The sequence below is a fragment of the Streptomyces sp. NPDC001903 genome (assembly GCF_042891345.1).
Lineage (GTDB): Bacteria > Actinomycetota > Actinomycetes > Streptomycetales > Streptomycetaceae > Streptomyces.
In genome coordinates this window covers 1-17,071 of record NZ_JBIASZ010000025.1, presented here as the reverse complement: position 1 = coordinate 17,071, position 17,071 = coordinate 1, and the positions used below count along the sequence as shown (strand labels likewise).

The window sequence follows — 17,071 nt, the reverse complement described above, 5'->3', positions numbered from 1 at the left end:
ATGGCTCCCCCGTCCAAGGCCGGCCAGGCCCTGACCGCGCTGCGCGAGGATCTGGCCGGTGAGGTCTTCGCCCCCGGCGATGCCGGGTACGACGACGCCCGGTCGGTCTTCAACGCGATGATCGACCGGCGCCCCGCGGTCATCGCCCGGTGCGAGAGCGAGGCCGACGTCGTCACCACCGTCCGCTTCGCCCGTGAGCTGGACCTGCCCGTCGCCGTGCGCGGCGGCGGCCACAGCGTCGCCGGCATGTCCCTCAACGACGGCGGAGTCGTCGTCGACATGCGCCGGATGCAGGAGGTCACGGTCCATCCCGGGGCGAAGGCCGTACGCGTCGGGGGCGGCGCGGTGATGAGCGTGCTGGACCGCGCCTGCCAGCCGTACGGGCTCGCCACCACCGGCGGCCGGGTCTCCACCACCGGGGTCACCGGCTTCACCCTCGGCGGCGGCTCCGGCTGGCTGGACCGGAAGTTCGGGCTGGCCGTGGACAACCTGCTCGGCGTGGACCTGGTCACCGCCGACGGCAGCACCCTGACGGCGACCGCCGAGGACAACCCGGAGCTGTTCTGGGCCCTGCACGGCGGCGGCGGGAACTTCGGGGTCGCGACCTCGATCACGCTGCGCCTGCACGAGCTGCCCGAGTTCGCGATCTGCATGCTGCTGTACCCCCTGGAGGCCGGTCCCGAAGTCCTGCGCGCCTACCGCGAGATCATCGAGAACGGCCCCGCCGAGGCGGGCGGCGGGGTGATCTACCTGACAGCCCCGCCGGAGCCCTTCGTACCGGAGCATCTGGTCGGGACCCTGATGGCGGGCGCGCTGCTCACGTACGCGGGCGCCGAGGAGGCGCTGCGCAAGCTGGCGGCGCCGCTGCTCGCGCTGCCGCACGAGGTGGAGGTGCTCACCGCCCTGCCCTACGCGGACTTCCAGTGCATGCTGGACGATCCTCCGGGCCTGCGGAACTACTGGTCGGCGGAGTACCTGACCGGCCTGCCGGACGAACTCGTCAGCGTCTTCTGCGCGCTCGGCGACGTGATGCCGACGGGCGGGACCCAGCACGTGATGTTCCCGCTGGGCGGGGCCATCGCGGACGGGCCCCCGGAGTTCCCCGTCCCGTACCGGGACTCGCCCTGGGCCGTGCACCCGTTCGGCATCTGGGAGGACCCGGCCGACGACCAGCGGGCCGTCTCGTGGGTCAAGGACGTCCGCGCCCACGTGCAGCCGTGGAGCACCGGCGCGGTCTACCTCAACTTCACCGGCGACGAGGGCTCCGAGCGCGTGACGGCCGGTCTCGGCGCGGAGAATCTGGCCAGGCTGGGCGCGGTGAAGCGGGCGTACGACCCGGACAACGTCTTCCGCTTCAACCACAACATCAAGCCGGCCTGACCCCCTGGTAGCGTCCCGCGACATGGACAACCAGGGCGGGATCACCGTTCAGCGGGCACTGGAGCTGCCCGGGCTGCGCAGCGGACTGCCGGAGGTGGTGGCCTGCGCCGACCGCCTGGGCCGGACCGTGCGCTGGGTGCACGCGGGCGAGGTGCCGAACATCGCGTCCCTGCTCAAGGGCGGGGAGCTGCTGCTGACCACGGGGCTGGGCCTCGGCACCCGGCCCGCCGAGCAGCGTGCCTTCGTACGGCGCCTCGCGGACCGGGGGATCGCCGCGCTCGTGGTCGAACTTGGGCCGCGCTTCACCCGTCTCCCGGCGACGCTCGTCGAGACGGCCCGGACGGCCGGGCTGCCGCTCGTCCAACTGCACCGCGAGGTGCCGTTCGTGGCGGTGACGGAGGAGATCCACACCGAGATCGTCAACCACCACTACGCCCTGCTCCAGCGGGCCGAGGAGGTGCACCGGCGGTGCACGGAGGCCCTGCTCAGCGGCGGGGGGATCCCCCAGGTCCTGCACATCCTGGCCGACTTCACCGGAAACCCGGTGTTCCTGGAGACCCCCGACGGGCAGCTCCTGTACGCGGCGGGCCCGGTCTCCGGGGAGGCCGCGGCGGATCCGCTGCAGGTCTGGGAGGGGCTGCGCGGCCAGCGTGAGACGGAGCCGTCGGCCAACGCGGTCCTGATCGACGTCCCCGGCGGCGGCCACGGCACCGGCTCGGTCCGCGCCCGGGTGGTCCTGCTGGGCGTCTCGGCGCCGCTGCTGCCCGTCCACCGGATGGCGGCGGAGCGGACGGCGGGGGTACTGGCCGTGGTCCTGATGCAGGCGCGCCAGGAGGACGAGCTGGCGGCGCGCGGCCGCGGCGATTTCCTGACGGACCTGGCGGAGGGCCGCATCTCGGCGGAGGACGCCCCGGCGCAGGCCCGCGTGCTGGGCTTCAAACCGGGCGCGGGCCCGCTCCTGCCGGTGGTGATGCGGCTGTCCTCGTCGCTGGGCCCGGCGGGCAACTGGGCGGTCCTGGCGCGGGCGGTCCTGGAGGAGCTCTCCTCGGTGGGCGTCCCGGTGCTCCTGGGCGTGCGCCCGGTGGAGGGCCGGGTGCCGCTCCTGGTCTCGCTCCGCTCCGAATCGGAGCGCACGACGGTCGCGGACCGCGTGGCGGCCGCCCTGCGGGCGGGCGTGGAACGGGCCGGCCTGGACCGCGCGGCGGCCCCGCCGGCAGTGGTGGTGGGCGTGGCGGGCGGCTGGGCGGCGGCCTCGTCGGGCCTGCGCCACGCGGCGGAGACCGCCACCGCGGCCCACGGCCTGCCGGCCCGCCCCTGGTACGACGCGCGGCGCCTGGACATCGACCTGCTCCTGTGGCGGCTTCGCGAACACCCCGACCTGGCGGCGTTCGTGGACCGCGCGATCGGCGCGCTCCGCGTACACGACGCGACGTCCCGCCCCCCGCTCCTGCCCACCCTGGAGACGTACCTGGCCCACGCGGGCCGCAAGGCGGAGACGGCGCGCGAGCTCCACCTCAACCGCCAGACCCTCTACAACCGCCTGGCCCGCATCTCGGAGCTCCTGGGCACGGACCTGGACGACCCGGAGACGGTCCTGTCCCTGAGCCTGGCCCTGCGCGCCCGCCGCCACGCGCCCTCGCCTTCTTGACGCGCCCCTCGCACGACTCGGCCCTTGCGGGCCTCCTCGGCTTCGCGCCGCCGCGCCGAACTCCGTCCGGCGGCCGCCGCGCGGGGGCTCCGGGAGGGCGAGCGCGGGCAGGGGCGCCGGTGCGGCCGGCGCCCTGGCCCCCTGCGACCGCCGGAGGCTATCTGCGGCGGTCCATCAACTCGTCGTAGACCGACAGGATCTGGGCCACCGTGTCGTCCTCCGTGGGCCAGGTGGCCGCCTGGGCGCGGCCCGCCGCGGTCAGGGCGGCGCGGCGGGGCGGGTCCGAGAGGAGGTCCGTCACCGCCGAGGACAGGGCGGCCGCGTCCCCGTACGGGACGAGGACCCCGGCGTCCCCGATCAGCTCCGGGACCGCTCCGACCGCCGTCGCGACCAGCGGCACCCCGGCCCGCAGGGCCTCCTGCGCCAGCAGGGACCGCGCCTCCCACCGGCTCGGCAGCACCGCCACGTCCGCCGCCGCCAGCAGCTGCGCGGCATCCCGGCGCCGACCCAGCAGCCGTACCGGCAGGCCCTCCGCCTCGATCCGCCGGGCCAGTTCGGCCCGCTGCGGGCCCTCCCCCGCGATCACCACCAGCGGCAGCGGTTCCAGCACCCGCCAGGCCCGCGCCGCGTCCAGCAGGACCGAGTACCCCCGGTGCTCGACCAGGCTTCCGACGGCGATCAGCAACGGCCGCTCCACCGCCCCCAGTTCCGCCCGCGCCTTGCCGGGGTCCGCACCGGCGTCCGGGCCGTCCGGGCCCGCCGGCACGGCCACCGGCGCCAGCCGCGCGTCCCGCGCGCCCCGCGCCCGGGCGAGGTCCACCTGGTCCGAGGACGCGCCGAGCACCACCGCCGCCGCCCGCGCCACGTGCCGTTCCAGCACCCGTCCCAGCCGCCCGAACGCCCCCTCGGCGGCCGGCCCGCCGCCGTGCCAGGTCACCACCAGCGGCACCCGGCGTCCGCGCAGCGCCAGCGCGGCCCGCATCCCGGCCCGCACCCCGTGCGCGTGCACCACGTCCGCCCCGGCGCACGCGGCGCGCAGCGCGCTCACCGCGTCCGGGGTGAACTGCGCGCCCGCGCCGGTGAAGTCGTACTCCCCCTCGGTCTCCACGGGAGCGCACACCGTGACCCGTACCCCGCGCGCGGCGAGCCCGGTCGTCAGCGACCGTACGTGCGCGCTGCTGCCCGCGCCGGCGCCGCCGAGTACCTGGACGGTGCGCAGCGGCGGACGCCCGTACGGCTGCGCGGGGACCGGGATCGAGACCGGGGAGCTGCTCACGGGCCGAAGCTCCAGGGTGGGTGAGGGAGGCAGAGTCGTCGCCCAGGATGCCAGTCCGCACGCGCGTTCCGGGACCATACGGGTACGGATCCCGCAGGAGATACCGCCACACGCCCCCGAGCCTCACCCACACGGCGTAACGCCCGTCATCCCCGGGCGCGCGGCGGGGGCCCGGGACGGACTGCGTCCCGGGCCCCGTGCCGTGAGGCGGCGGCAGCCGCTACGCGTCCGCGCGCGCCGCCGCCAGGAGTTCCTCGGCGTGCGCCCGCGCGGAGACCGAGTCCTCGTGGCCCGCCAGCATGCGCGAGAGCTCGCGGACGCGGTCCTCGCCCTCCAGGACCTTGACCCCGCTCCTGGTCACCGATCCGTCGTTGGTCTTCTCCACCAGCAGCTGCCGGTCCGCGAAGGCGGCCACCTGCGGCAGGTGGGTGACGACCACGACCTGCGCCGACTTGGCCAGCTTCGCGAGCCGCCGCCCGACCTCGACGGCGGCCTTGCCGCCGACGCCGGCGTCGACCTCGTCGAAGAGGTACGTCGGCACCGGGTCGGAGCCCGCGAACACGACCTCCACCGCCAGCATCACGCGCGAGAGCTCACCGCCCGAGGCGCCCTTGGCGATCGGCCGCGGCTGGGCGCCCGGGTGCGGGGCCAGCAGGAGTTCGACCTCGTCCGTGCCCGAGGGCCCGTACGCGACCGGACGGCCGTCGACCTCCACCCCCTCGGGGTCCTCCACCTGCCGGATGTCGATCGTCACCCGCGCGTGCGGCATCGCCAGCGATGCCAGCTCCGCCGTGACGGCCGAGGCGAACCGCGTCGCCGCCTCCACCCGCGCGTCGGTCAGCGCCTGCGCCAGCAGCGACAGTTCGGCCCGCAGGCCGTCCCGCTCGGCGGTCAGCTCGGTGATCCGCTCGTCGTCGCCGTCGAGCTCCAGCAGCCGCGCCGAACCCCGCTCGGCCCACTCCAGCACGGAGTCGATCGAGTCGCCGTACTTGCGCGTCAGCTGGGTCAGGGCCGCCCGCCGCTCCTCCACCGCGGCCAGCCTCAGCGGATCGGCGTCCAGATCGTCCGCGTACCCGGCCAGTTCCCCGGCCACGTCGGCCAGCAGGATCCCGAGCTCCCCGATCCGCTCCGCGAGCGCGCCGAGCGCCGGGTCGTGCGACCGTACGGCGTCCAGGGCCCGGTGGGCGCCCGCGACGAGCGTGTTCGCGTCGACGCCCTCCGGGTCCTCGACGTCGCCGGCGAGCGCCGCGTGCGCGATCTGCGCCGCCGAGGCCAGCGATTCGGCGTGGCCGAGCCGCTCGGCCTCGGCGGCCAGCTCGGCGTCCTCTCCGGCCAGCGGCTCCACGGCCGCGATCTCCTCCAGGCCGAAGCGCAGCAGGTCGGCCTCCTGGGCCCGTTCCCGGGCCCGGGTGGTGATCTCGTCGAGTTCCACGGCGACCGCGCGCAGCCGCCGGTAGGCGGACCCGTACTTCTCCAGCGGTACGGCGACGGCGTCGCCCGCGTACCGGTCGAGGGCCTGGCGCTGGCGGGCCGGCCGCAGCAGCCCCTGCTGGTCGGTCTGCCCGTGTACGGCGACCAGGTCGTCCGCCAGTTCGGCGAGCAGGCCTACGGGCACGGAGCGGCCGCCGACGTGGGCGCGCGAGCGCCCCTCGGCGGACACGGTCCGGCTGATCAGCAGGGCGCCGTCGTCGAGCTCGGCCCCCGCCTCCTCGGCGCGTACGGCGGCGGGCGCGCCGGGGCGCATGACGATGCGGCCCTCCACGACCGCCGCCTTGGCCCCGATCCGCACCAGGGCCGGGTCGGCGCGACCGCCGAGCAGCAGGCCGAGGCTGGTGACGACCATCGTCTTGCCCGCGCCGGTCTCGCCGGTCACCGCGGTGAAACCGGGCGACAGCTCGACCACCGCGTCGTCGATGACCCCGAGCGACCGTATCCGCATCTCCTCAAGCACGGGACGACGATACCGAGGTTTCACCGATGCCATGTGACGTCACCCGCGGGGAGTTTCCCGAACGCGTGTGCTATTGGGTGGGCTCTCAGCGAGGCGCCCCGCGCCACCCCGACACCGGCAGCGCGAACTTCGCGACGAGCCGGTCGGTGAACGACGCGTGGTGCAGCCGGGCGAGCCGCACCGGCACCGCCCCCCGCCGGACCTCCACCCGGGCCCCGGCCGGCAGCTCCAGCATCCGGCGGCCGTCGCACCACAGCACCCCGTGCGGCACCCCCTGCTGCACCTCGACCGCCAGCACCGAGTCCGGCGAGGTCACCAGCGGCTTCGCGAACAGGGCGTGCGCGCTGATCGGCACCATCAGCAGCGCCTCCACCTCCGGCCAGACCACCGGCCCGCCCGCGGAGAAGGCGTACGCCGTCGAACCGGTCGGGGTCGCGCAGACGATCCCGTCGCAGCCGAACCCGGACACCGGGCGCCCGTCGATCTCCAGGACCACTTCGAGCATGCGCTCGGGGGACACCTTCTGGACGGCGGCCTCGTTCAGCGCCCAGTCCCGGTGGACCACGTCGCCGTTCGTCCGTACCAGCACGTCGAGGGTCATCCGCTCCTCGACCTCGTACTCCCGCGTCACGACCCGGTCCACGACCTTGTCCAGGTCGTCCCGCTCGGCCTCCGCGAGGAACCCCACCCGGCCCAGGTTCACGCCCAGCATCGGCACCCCCGAGCCGCGCGCGAACTCCGCGCCGCGCAGCAGGGTGCCGTCGCCGCCCAGCACGATCAGCAGCTCGCAGCCTTCGAGCACCGCGGGGGTGCACTCGGACACCAGCTCCACCTCGGGCGGCAGCGGCAGGTCCCTCGCCTCGTACTCGACGACCCGTACGCCCAGGCCGTTCTTGAGCAGTCCCTGTACGACCAGCTCGGCGCTGCGGATGGCCGCCGGCCGCCCGGTGTGCGCGAGCAGGAAGACGGTGCGCCCCGCCGCCGCACCGGACGTGTCCGGTGCACCTGCCATGTCCGACGTACCCGGTGTACCCGCTGAATCAGTCACTGAGGCCCCTCCGCCACTGCACGGTCGACATCCGCCGGGTCGAGTGCCGGTGCCCCCGCCCGCAGCCACAGAAAGTACTCGACGTTCCCCGACGGACCGGGCAGCGGACTCGCGGTCACCCCGAGTACGCCCAGCCCCAGCTCCCCCGCCCGGGCCGCCACCTCGCGCACGGCCTCCGCCCGCAGCTCCGGGCTGCGCACGACGCCGCCGCTGCCGAGCCGGTCCTTGCCGACCTCGAACTGCGGCTTGACCATCAGCACCAGGTCCGCGTCCGGCGCGCAGCAGCGCACCAGGGCCGGCAGCACCAGGCCGATGGAGATGAAGGACAGGTCGCCGACGACGAGGTCGACCGGGACCCCGTCGAGCTGCTCGACGGTCAGCTCGCGGACGTTCGTACGGTCCTTGACGGTGACGCGGTCGTCGCTCTGCAGCGACCAGGCGAGCTGCCCGTAGCCGACGTCGACGGCCATCACGTGGGCCACGCCCGCGCGCAGCAGCACGTCGGTGAACCCGCCGGTCGAGGCGCCGGCGTCCAGCGCGCGGCGGCCCTCCACGGCCAGCCCCTGCGGCCGGAAGGCCGCGAGCGCGCCGGCCAGCTTGTGGCCGCCCCGGGAGACGTAGTCGGGGTCGCTGTCGTCCTTGAGGACGACGAGGGCCGCGCTGGTCTCGACCTGGGTGGCCGCCTTGGTCGCGGTGGCGCCGCCGACGGTCACCCGGCCCGCGGCGATCAGCTGGGCGGCGTGCTCGCGCGAGCGGGCCATGCTGCGGCGTACCAGTTCGGCGTCCAGGCGGCGGCGTGCCACTCCTGCCACGTTCGGTTCAGCTCCTGTTTTCGTACGGTCCGGGGACGGGCGGTGCGTCCAGCGCGGTCAGCGCGTCGCGCAACCCCCTGTGCACATCCTCGTACACCGCGACGTGTCCGTCCGCCGTGAGGTGGTCGGCGTCGGCCAGCCGCTCCAGGTGCGCGTCCACCCCGGCGTGGCCGGTGGGCGTGCGGACGAGCCCCAGGGGCTCGGGCGCCGCTTCCCCGGAGGCCTCCGCCGCGTCCGCCGCTTCCGGTACGTCCGCCGCTTCCGGTGCGTCCGCTGCGTCCGGTACGTCCCCCGCGTCCCCCGCGTCCGGGACCTCGGCCATGTCGTCGGTCATGCCCCGACGCTACCCCGAAGCACCCGGGCGGCCACGCACGGCTCTGCGGTACGGTCGAGATCACGATGGCTACGATCGATGAGTGCCGAGCCGCACTCGACAGACTCTCCGGCAACCTCGCACAGGCCGACGGCAGCGTGCGCGGCGCCGCCGCGATGGACCGCTCCCTGAGCTGCCACATCACGGACCTCGACCAGACCTTCACCGGCCGCCTCCAGGACGGCCGGATCCGGGTGGACGCGGTCTCCCCCGGCCCACCCGCCGCGAAGGCCGAGATCCGGCTCGCGATGACGGGCGACGACCTGGTGGCGATGGTCGCGGGCGAGCTCAAGTTCGCCAAGGCCTGGGCCTCCGGGCGGGTCCGCCTGGAGGCCGGCTTCCGCGACCTGCTCCGCCTCAAGAGCCTGCTGTAGACCCCGCTGCGACCCCCGCCGGCCGGCCGGCCCGCGGCTTCGGCCTGCGCGCCGCCGGGATCACCAGCGGAGTGCCCGTCTCCGGGTCGTCGATGATCTGGCAGCGCAGGCCGAAGACCTTCTCGACCAGCTCCGCCGTGACCACTTCGGCCGGCGGCCCCTCCGCCACGACCTCGCCGTCGCGCATCGCGATCAGGTGGGTGGCGTAGCGGGCCGCGTGGTTGAGGTCGTGCAGCACGGCCACCAGGGTCCGCCCCTGCTCCTCGTGCAGCTCGGCGCACAGGTCCAGCACGTCGATCTGGTGCTGGATGTCCAGGTAGGTGGTCGGCTCGTCCAGGAGCAGCAGCGGAGTCTGCTGCGCCAGCGCCATCGCGATCCACACCCGCTGGCGCTGCCCGCCCGACAGCTCGTCCACCGAGCGGTCCGCCAGCTCGGCGACCCCGGTCGAGGCCATCGATTCCCGGACGATCCGCTCGTCCTCCGGCGACCACTGGCGCAGCAGCCCCTGGTGCGGGTACCGGCCGCGGGAGACCAGGTCGGCGACCGTGATCCCGTCCGGCGCGATCGAGGACTGCGGCAGCAGCCCCAGCGTCTTGGCTACCTTCTTGGCCGGCATCGAGCCGATGGCGTGCCCGTCCAGCAGCACCTGCCCGGCGGACGGCTTCAGCATCCGCGACAGGGCGCGCAGCAGCGTGGACTTGCCGCACGCGTTGGGTCCGACGATCACCGTGAACGAGTGGTCGGGGATCTCCACCGACAGGTTCTCGGCGATGACCCGCTGCTCGTAGCCGAGGGTCACGTTCTGCGCGGTCAGCCGCTGCACCTGCGTACTCCTTGAGTTGCTCGTGTCCGTGCTCATATACGTCCCGCCCTGCGCTCGGTGACGAGCAGCCAGAGCAGGTAGACACCGCCGACCAGCCCGGTCACCACGCCCACCGGCAGCTGGTCGGCGCCGAAGGCGCGCTGCGAGGCCCAGTCGGACACGAGCAGCAGGACGGAGCCCATCAGCGCGCCGGTGAGCAGGTTCGAGCCGGGCGAGCGGGTCAGGCGCCGGGCCAGCTGGGGTGCGGCCAGGGCGACGAAGGAGATGGGACCGGCGGCCGCGGCGGCCGCGGTGGTCAGCAGGACCGCCGCCAGCATCAGCAGCATCCGCGTACGTTCCACCCGCACTCCGAGGGCGTACGCCGCGTCGTCGCCCATCTCCATCATCCGCAGGGCCCTGCCCTGCCCGAGGACCAGTGGGAACAGCACCGCACAGGTCGCCAGCAGGGGCCAGACCTGGCTCCAGTCCCGGCCGGCGAGCGAGCCGGTCAGCCAGACCATCGCGCGCGTCGCCTCGACGAGCTGGGCCTTGGTCAGCAGGTAGTTGATGACGGCGACGAGCATCGCGGAGACACCGATGCCGACCAGCACCAGCCGGTAGCCGTGGATGCCGCGCCGGTACGACAGCAGGTAGACGAGGACGCCGGTGATCAGCCCGCCCGCCAGCGCGCCCGCGGCGACCTGCGTCGCGCCGCCCTTGAACAGGACGATCACGGTGAGGGCGCCGACCGCCGAGCCGTAGCTGAAGCCGAGCAGGTCCGGGGAGCCGAGCGGATTGCGGGAGACGGACTGGAAGACGGCGCCTGCCATCCCGAGCGCGGCGCCCACCAGCAGCGCGACCACCACCCGCGGCAGCCGCAGGTCGTTGACGATGAAGTCGTTCGCCGGGGTGCCGTTGCCGAGCAGGGTCTGTACGACGTCCCACGGCGCGATCTCGAAATCGCCGGTGCCGATGAGGACGACGGCCATCGCCAGCGCGACCGCGGTGAGCAGCACCCCGACCGCCAGCGCACGCGGCTCCATCCGCAGGGACAGCCCGCCGGGGCCGCGCAGGGCACGGGATCCGGGCTTGCCCGCCCGAAGGTCGACGGTCACAGCTGGGCCATCCTCTTGCGCCGGACGAGGTAGATGAAGACGGGTCCGCCGATCAGCGCGGTGACGATGCCGACCTGGAGCTCGGCGGGCCGGGTGACGATCCGGCCGATGACGTCCGCGCCCAGCAGCAGCACCGGGGAGAGGACCGCCGAATAGGCGAGCACCCACCGCATGTCGGGACCGGTGATGATCCGCACCAGGTGCGGGATCATCAGCCCGATGAAGACGATCGGCCCGCAGGCGGCGGTCGCCGCCCCGCACAGCAGCGTGATGGCGACCATCGCGCCGATCCGGGTCCGCGTCAGGTGGGCGCCGAGGGCCCGCGCGGTGTCGTCGCCCATGGCCATCGCGTTGAGCGGCCGGCCCAGGGTGAGCGCGATCACCGCGCCCACCAGCAGGAACGGCGCCACCTGCCGGACGGTGTCCATGTTCGCGGAGGCCAGGGAGCCCACCGTCCAGAAGCGCAGCTTGTCCAGCGCCTTGCTGTCCATCAGCTGCACGGCGTTGATGTAGCCGACCAGGGCCGCGCTGGCCGCCGTACCGGCGAGTGCGAGGCGCACCGGCGTCGCGCTGCGGCTGCCGCCGAGCACGTACACCACGACGGAGACGACGGCGGCGCCCAGGAAGGCCCACCACACGAACTCGCTGAGCGTGGAGGCTCCGAGGAAGGTGATCGCGGAGACCACGGCGGCCGCGGCGCCCGCGTTGACGCCGAGGATGCCCGGCTCGGCCAGCGGATTGCGGGTCAGCGCCTGCATCACGGCGCCGGAGAGGCCGAGCCCGAGCCCGACCATCAGGCCGAGGAGGGTCCGCGGGACCCGCAGATCGCGCACCACCACGTCGGAGGGCGTCCCCGCGTAGTGGAACAGGCCGTGCCAGACCTGGTCGAGGGGCATCTGCTTGGCGCCCACGGCGACGCTCGCCACCGCGACCAGGGCCAGCACCGCGAGGGCGCCGAGCAGACCGGCGGCGCGCGCGGCGTGCCGCGGGCGGATGGCGGCGACCGGCGCCGCGCTCTGTTCAGGGGGACTCTCGACCAACACGAGGTTAGGTTAGCCTACCCTGCGCCTGAACTGGCCCTGAGGAGCCCGGGATCCCCGCGCACCACCGCCGGCCGACCGTCGGCCGACCCCCTACAGCCCGATCCGGGCCAGCACCTTCCCCGCGTCCAGCGTGCACGAGCCGTCCCCGGCCTGCGTCCACGCCGCCGCGCACAGCGCCCGCAACCCGTCGAGGGAACCGTCCGGATCGCCCTCGCCCCGCAGCTCCAGCGCGCCCGCCGCCGCCACCGCGGTCCAGCCCCCGCAGCGGAAGCCCTCCCCCTCCGCCACGACCTCCGGCTGCCCCGTCAGCAGCCCGCGCAGGTCCCGGTCCACATACGTCGGCCGGTGCGCCGGCTCGGCCCGCAGCAGCTGCGCCGCGTCCGTCACCCCGGTCAGCACCAGCAGCGAGTCCACGTCCCCGTTGAACGCGCCCTCGATGTCCGTGTCCAGCCGGTCCCCGACCACCAGCGGCCGCCGCGCCCCGGTCCGCAGCACCGTCTCCCGGTGCATCGGGGGCAGCGGCTTCCCCGCCACCTGCGGCTCCGCGCCCGTGGCGATCCGCACGACCTCCACCGCGGCCCCGTTGCCCGGCCCGATCCCCCGCGCCCCCGGAATCGTCAGATCGGTGTTCGACGCGAACCACGGCACCCCGCGGTGGATCGCGTACGAGGCCTCCGCGAACCGCGACCACGGCAGATCCGGGCCCCCATACCCCTGGACGACCGCCGCGAGACCCTCCTCGTCGGCGGACTCCACCGGTACGAGCCCCCGCTCGCGCAGCGCGACCCGCAGCCCCTCCCCGCCGATCACCAGCACCTTCGACCCCGGCTCCACCTGCTCCGAGATCAACCGGGCCACGGCCTGCGCCGACGTGATCACCTCGCCGGCCTCGGTCGGGATCCCCAGCTCGCCCAGGTGCTCGGCGACCGCCTGCGGGGTCCGCAGCGCGTTGTTCGTGACGTACGCGAGGTGCATCCCGCCGCTGCGGGCCGCGGCGAGGGACTCCGCGGCGTACGCGATCGCCTCGCCGCCCGCGTAGACCACCCCGTCCAGGTCCAGCAGGGCCGTGTCGTACGCCTGGTGCAGGCTGCGCTCGCTGCCCGCCGGACTCGTCCTGCTCTGCCGGGTCATCCTGTCGGCTCCCTGTCCGCTCGATGTGTCCGCTCGGTCCTCGACCGGCCCGTACGTACGTCCGTCCGCCCGTGACCGATACCGACCGCGTGTGCGCTGCGGTCTTGCTCACCCGATCATCCCGCATCGCGAGACGCGTCTTACCATGCACCAATGACCACACCTGGTACCGCGGACGACGGGCTGCGCCTGATCCCCTTCCATGGACTGCGCTATGACCCGGAGCGTGTCGGCAGCCTGGCCGCCGTCACCTCACCGCCGTACGACGTGGTCGTACGCCCCGACGGCGTCGACCACCTCGAGTCCGCCGACCCGCACAACATCGTCCGCCTGATCCTCCCGCAGGCCGACACCCCCGCCGAGCGCAACGAACAGGCCGCGCACACCCTCGCCGACTGGCTCTCCAAGGGCGTCCTCAGCGCCGACCCCGAGCCCGCGCTCTACGTCTACGAGCAGCGCAAGGGCAGCGTGCTGCAGCGCGGCCTGATCGGCGCCCTGGCCCTCTCGAAGCCCGAGGCCGGCATCGTCCTCCCGCACGAGGACGTCATGCCCGACGTGGTCACCGACCGGGCCGGCCTGATGCGGGCCGCTTCGGCCAATCTGGAGCCCCTGCTCCTCACCTACCTCGGCGGCGACCCCGCGGCCGGCGCGACGGCGGTCGTCGAGCGGACCGCCGCCCGCCCGCCCCTGCTGGCCACCACCACCGAGGACGGCTTCCGACACCGGCTCTGGGCCATCACCGACCCCGCCGACCTCGCCGCCGTCACCGCCGACCTCGGCCACCGCCAGGCCCTCATCGCCGACGGCCACCACCGCTGGGCGACGTACCTGCGCCTCCAGGAGGAGCACCAGTCCCCCACCGACTGGGACTTCGGCCTGGTCCTCCTCGTCGACACCGCCCGCTACCCGCTCCAGGTCCGCGCCATCCACCGGATGCTGCGCCGCCTCCCGGTCGCGGACGCCCTGGCCGCCGTGGAGGGCCACTTCCTGGTCCGCCCGGTCGACGGGCCGCTGCCGCTCGCCCTGGAGGCCCTCGGCGACGCCGCGGAGCGCGGCAACGCCTTTCTCCTGGCCGGCGACGGCACCTTCCACCTGGTCACCGACCCGGACCTGGACCTCCTGGAGCGCACCGTGCGCCGCGACCGCCCCGAGGCCTGGCGCCGGCTGGACGCGACCGTCCTGCACGCGACCCTGCTGGACGCCCTGTGGCGGATCCCGGACGCCCCGGACCAGATCACGTACATCCACGACGCCGCGGCCACCGTCGACATGGCCGAGCGCCACGGCGGCACGGCGGTCCTGCTGCACCCCGTACGGGAGGCGGTCGTGCGGGACCTGGCCCGCCAGGGCGTCACGATGCCCCGCAAGTCCACTTCCTTCGGCCCGAAGCCGGCCACCGGCCTGGTCCTGCGCAGCCTCGACTGACCCGGCCCGCCGGACGCGGACACGAAAAAGGGCGGCACCCCCGGAGGGGTACCGCCCTTTCTCATGTGAGCCGGTTCAGCGCTCAGGCCTTGTCGCGGGCCTGCGCGTCGTCCTCGTCCTCGTCCTCGTCCTCGACGACGACGATCTCGTCGGTGACGTCGATGTCGGCGTCGGCCTCGGACCGCTCCAGAGGCTCGTACTCCTCGTCGTCCTCGTCGTAGTACTCGGCCTGGTCGGAGGCCCGCTCGGCGGCAGCCACCTCGGCGGCGTCCTGCGCGTCGTCCTCGTCGTCCTCGTCGATCTCGTCCGGCTCATCGCCGCCGAGCGCGTCGACGAACTCGACCCCGTCCAGCTCGGCGAGCCGGTCGGAGGCGTCCATCGCCCCGTCCTTGTCCGCCTCGACCGTCTTGGCGAACCACTCGCGCGCCTCGTCCTCACGGCCGGCCGCGAGCAGCGCGTCCGCGTAGGCGTACCGCAGACGCGCGGTCCACGGCTGGACGGAGTTGGAGGCCAGCTCCGGGCTCTGCAGGGTCACGATGGCGGCGTCCAGCTGCCCCATGTCCCGCCGGGCACCGGCGGCGACCAGGCGCATCTCGACCTGGCCGGCCTTGTCCAGCTTCTGCACCTCGGGCTCGCCGGCCATGGCCAGCGCGCGCTCGGGGCGGCCGAGGCCGCGCTCGCAGTCGGCCATGACGGGCCACAGCTCGACGGAGCCGGTCATGCGCTTGGCGGCGCGGAACTCGGCCAGCGCCTCGCTGTACTTCTGCGTGGCGTACGCGGCGAAGCCGGCGGCCTCGCGCACGGCGGCGACGCGGGAGGCCAGGCGCAGGGCGATGCGCGAGTACGCGTACGCCTGCTCGGGCTCCTCGTCGATCAGCCGGGCGACCATGACGAGGTTCCGGGAAACCTCTTCCGCCAGGCCCTTGGGCAGGCTCAGCAGCTCCTGGCGCACATCGGCGTCGATCTCGAGACCGGTGACGTCCTCGTCGATCGGAAGGCGCTTGACCGGGTCCCGGTCGCGGTCCGCACGGTAGTCGCGGTCACCGCCGCGGTCGTCACGGCCGCCACGGTAGCCGCCGCGGTCGCCACCACGGTCGTCACGGCCGCGGAACCCGCCGCGGTCGCCGCCGCGGTCGTCGCGGCGCGGGTAGGACGGGCGGTCGCCGCCACGGTCGTCGCGGCCGCCGCGGAAACCACCGCGGTCGTCATCGCGACGCGGGTACGAGGGACGGCCACCGCGGTCGTCGTCACGACGGGGGTAGGACGGACGGTCGCCACCGCGGTCGTCGCGACGGAAGCCGCCACCGGAGGGGCGGTCGCCGCGGTCGTCGCGACGCGGGTAGGACGGGCGGTCGCCGCCACGGTCGTCGCGGCCGCCGCGGAAACCACCGCGGTCGTCGTCGCGACGGGGGTAGGACGGACGATCGCCACCGCGGTCGTCGCGACGGAAGCCGCCGCCACCACCGGAGGGACGGTCACCGCGGTCGTCACGGCGGAAGCCGCCGCCCGCGGGACGGTCGCCGCGGTCGTCGCGACGCGGGTACGAGGGACGGTCGCCGCCGCGGTCGTCGCGACGGGGGTAGGACGGGCGGTCGCCGCCGCGGTCGTCACGGCCGCCGCGGAAACCACCGCGGTCGTCATCGCGACGCGGGTACGAGGGACGGTCACCGCGGTCGTCACGGCGCGGGTAGGACGGACGGTCGCCGCCACGGTCGTCACGGCGGAAACCGCCGCCACCACCGGAGGGACGGTCACCGCGGTCGTCACGGCGGAAGCCGCCGCCCGCGGGACGGTCGCCGCGGTCGTCGCGACGCGGGTAGGACGGACGGTCCTCGCGGCCGCGGAAGCCACCACCGGTCGGGCGGTCGCCACGGTCGTCACGGCGGAAGCCGCCACCGGAGGGACGGTCGCCGCCGCGGTCATCGCGGCGCGGGTAGGACGGGCGGTCGCCGCCACGGTCGTCACGGCCGCCGCGGAAACCACCGCGGTCGTCATCGCGACGCGGGAAGGACGGACGGTCGCCACCACGGTCGTCGCGACGGAAGCCGCCGCCACCACCGGAGGGACGGTCACCGCGGTCATCGCGGCGCGGGTAGGACGGGCGGTCGCCGCCACGGTCGTCGCGACCGCCGCGGAAACCACCGCGGTCGTCATCGCGACGCGGGTACGAGGGACGGCCACCGCGGTCGTCGTCACGACGGGGGTAGGACGGACGGTCGCCACCGCGGTCGTCACGGCGGAAACCGCCGCCACCACCGGAGGGACGCCCGCCGCGGTCGTCACGACGGAATCCGCCGCCGGCGCCGGAGGCGCCACCGGTCGGACGGCCACCGCGGTCGTCGCGGCGGAAGCCACCACGGTCACCGCCACGGTCGTCACGGCCCCCGCGGTAGCCGCCCCTGTCACCGCCGTCGTTGCGCCGAGGCTCGCGCTCCGGACGATCGTCGGGAGAGTTGGACATGGGTGTGACTCCTGTCTTCGGGGTACCGCTAGTCATTCTCGCGCAACCAACCCATGGCCGCGCTTCGGCGTAAAGAGGTGAAAAACAAAAAGGACCCTTGGTCCAGCGTTGAACGCTGGACCAAGGGTCCTTTGAAAGATTGTTCGGCGGCGTCCTACTCTCCCACAGGGTCCCCCCTGCAGTACCATCGGCGCTGAAAGGCTTAGCTTCCGGGTTCGGAATGTAACCGGGC

At 74.5% G+C, this 17,071-nt stretch carries 14 protein-coding genes, 1 rRNA gene and 1 pseudogene; 4 read left to right on the top strand and 12 right to left on the bottom strand.

From position 1 onward, the window contains the following. Both ACFYZS_RS36285 and ACFYZS_RS36280 read left to right on the top strand, forming a co-directional pair. Entirely contained in the window at window positions 1-1,380 is a 1,380-nt protein-coding gene (locus ACFYZS_RS36285) for an FAD-binding oxidoreductase (RefSeq protein ID WP_389022475.1), read from the top strand. Window positions 1,381-1,402: 22 nt separating this feature from the next. Continuing rightward, window positions 1,403-3,028, top strand: coding sequence for a PucR family transcriptional regulator (locus tag ACFYZS_RS36280; protein ID WP_389022471.1), 1,626 nt, complete (start codon window positions 1,403-1,405; stop codon window positions 3,026-3,028). Window positions 3,029-3,185: 157 nt separating this feature from the next. On the opposite strand, the gene ACFYZS_RS36275 is transcribed toward ACFYZS_RS36280, so the two are convergent. From ACFYZS_RS36275 to ACFYZS_RS36255, 5 genes are all read right to left on the bottom strand, one after another. Then, entirely contained in the window at window positions 3,186-4,304 is a 1,119-nt protein-coding gene (locus ACFYZS_RS36275) for a glycosyltransferase family 4 protein (RefSeq protein ID WP_389022468.1), read from the bottom strand. Between the two features lie 220 nt (window positions 4,305-4,524). Further along, entirely contained in the window at window positions 4,525-6,243 is a 1,719-nt protein-coding gene (gene recN, locus ACFYZS_RS36270) for a DNA repair protein RecN (protein WP_389022651.1), read from the bottom strand. Between the two features lie 97 nt (window positions 6,244-6,340). Then, on the bottom strand, window positions 6,341-7,267 hold the full coding sequence (locus ACFYZS_RS36265) for an NAD kinase (protein WP_389022465.1): 927 nt from the start codon (window positions 7,265-7,267) through the stop codon (window positions 6,341-6,343). 32 nt (window positions 7,268-7,299) lie between these two features. After that, window positions 7,300-8,115, bottom strand: coding sequence for a TlyA family RNA methyltransferase (locus ACFYZS_RS36260; RefSeq protein WP_389022462.1), 816 nt, complete (start codon window positions 8,113-8,115; stop codon window positions 7,300-7,302). A 7-nt stretch (window positions 8,116-8,122) separates the two neighbouring features. Beyond that, complete coding sequence (locus ACFYZS_RS36255) at window positions 8,123-8,449, bottom strand: hypothetical protein (RefSeq protein WP_389022459.1); 327 nt, start codon at window positions 8,447-8,449, stop codon at window positions 8,123-8,125. A gap of 65 nt (window positions 8,450-8,514) precedes the next feature. Between ACFYZS_RS36255 and ACFYZS_RS36250 the strand changes: the two genes are divergently transcribed. Next, entirely contained in the window at window positions 8,515-8,862 is a 348-nt protein-coding gene (locus tag ACFYZS_RS36250; protein ID WP_389022456.1) for an SCP2 sterol-binding domain-containing protein, read from the top strand. Here ACFYZS_RS36250 and ACFYZS_RS36245 read toward each other — a convergent pair. From ACFYZS_RS36245 to ACFYZS_RS36230, 4 genes are all read right to left on the bottom strand, one after another. Next, window positions 8,846-9,721 (bottom strand): ABC transporter ATP-binding protein, encoded by an 876-nt coding sequence (locus tag ACFYZS_RS36245; protein ID WP_389022453.1) that lies wholly within the window; start codon window positions 9,719-9,721, stop codon window positions 8,846-8,848. The genes ACFYZS_RS36250 and ACFYZS_RS36245 overlap by 17 nt on opposite strands. Then, a complete protein-coding gene (locus ACFYZS_RS36240) occupies window positions 9,718-10,707 on the bottom strand; it encodes a FecCD family ABC transporter permease (protein WP_389022647.1) in 990 nt (329 codons plus the stop codon). Before ACFYZS_RS36240 ends, ACFYZS_RS36245 begins: the two co-directional genes overlap by 4 nt. A 68-nt stretch (window positions 10,708-10,775) precedes the next feature. Further along, window positions 10,776-11,822: a FecCD family ABC transporter permease gene (locus tag ACFYZS_RS36235; protein WP_389022451.1), complete on the bottom strand. Its 1,047-nt coding sequence runs from the start codon at window positions 11,820-11,822 to the stop codon at window positions 10,776-10,778. Window positions 11,823-11,912: 90 nt separating this feature from the next. Next, the gene (locus ACFYZS_RS36230; RefSeq protein ID WP_389022448.1) at window positions 11,913-12,953 is read right to left on the bottom strand and encodes an HAD hydrolase-like protein; all 1,041 of its coding nucleotides are present in this window, start codon (window positions 12,951-12,953) and stop codon (window positions 11,913-11,915) included. 153 nt (window positions 12,954-13,106) lie between these two features. On the opposite strand from ACFYZS_RS36230, the gene ACFYZS_RS36225 reads away from it, so the two are divergent. Then, window positions 13,107-14,378 (top strand): DUF1015 family protein, encoded by a 1,272-nt coding sequence (locus ACFYZS_RS36225; protein WP_389022445.1) that lies wholly within the window; start codon window positions 13,107-13,109, stop codon window positions 14,376-14,378. A gap of 82 nt (window positions 14,379-14,460) precedes the next feature. Here the strand turns inward: ACFYZS_RS36225 and ACFYZS_RS36220 are convergent, their stop codons facing one another. The 3 genes and pseudogenes from ACFYZS_RS36220 to rrf form a co-directional block, all read right to left on the bottom strand. Then, window positions 14,461-15,330 carry a hypothetical protein gene (locus ACFYZS_RS36220; protein WP_389022644.1) on the bottom strand — a complete coding sequence of 290 codons (870 nt, stop codon included), beginning with the start codon at window positions 15,328-15,330 and terminating at the stop codon, window positions 14,461-14,463. 228 nt (window positions 15,331-15,558) lie between these two features. Further along, window positions 15,559-16,500, bottom strand: a pseudogene (locus ACFYZS_RS36215) (hypothetical protein); the annotation flags it as partial. A 480-nt stretch (window positions 16,501-16,980) separates the two neighbouring features. Then, window positions 16,981-17,071 (bottom strand): 5S ribosomal RNA (rrf, locus tag ACFYZS_RS36210); the annotation flags it as partial.

Bases quoted from the DNA above. Each gene is read 5' to 3' on its own strand.
- ACFYZS_RS36225 (WP_389022445.1), top strand. From the start codon at position 13,107: ATGACCACACCTGGTACCGCGGACGACGGGCTGCGCCTGATCCCCTTC.
- ACFYZS_RS36250 (WP_389022456.1), top strand. From the start codon at position 8,515: ATGGCTACGATCGATGAGTGCCGAGCCGCACTCGACAGACTCTCCGGC.
- ACFYZS_RS36285 (WP_389022475.1), top strand. From the start codon at position 1: ATGGCTCCCCCGTCCAAGGCCGGCCAGGCCCTGACCGCGCTGCGCGAG.
- ACFYZS_RS36245 (WP_389022453.1), bottom strand. From the start codon at position 9,721: ATGAGCACGGACACGAGCAACTCAAGGAGTACGCAGGTGCAGCGGCTG.
- ACFYZS_RS36255 (WP_389022459.1), bottom strand. From the start codon at position 8,449: ATGACCGACGACATGGCCGAGGTCCCGGACGCGGGGGACGCGGGGGAC.
- ACFYZS_RS36265 (WP_389022465.1), bottom strand. From the start codon at position 7,267: ATGGCAGGTGCACCGGACACGTCCGGTGCGGCGGCGGGGCGCACCGTC.
- ACFYZS_RS36230 (WP_389022448.1), bottom strand. From the start codon at position 12,953: ATGACCCGGCAGAGCAGGACGAGTCCGGCGGGCAGCGAGCGCAGCCTG.
- ACFYZS_RS36240 (WP_389022647.1), bottom strand. From the start codon at position 10,707: ATGGAGCCGCGTGCGCTGGCGGTCGGGGTGCTGCTCACCGCGGTCGCG.
- recN (WP_389022651.1), bottom strand. From the start codon at position 6,243: ATGCGGATACGGTCGCTCGGGGTCATCGACGACGCGGTGGTCGAGCTG.
- ACFYZS_RS36280 (WP_389022471.1), top strand. From the start codon at position 1,403: ATGGACAACCAGGGCGGGATCACCGTTCAGCGGGCACTGGAGCTGCCC.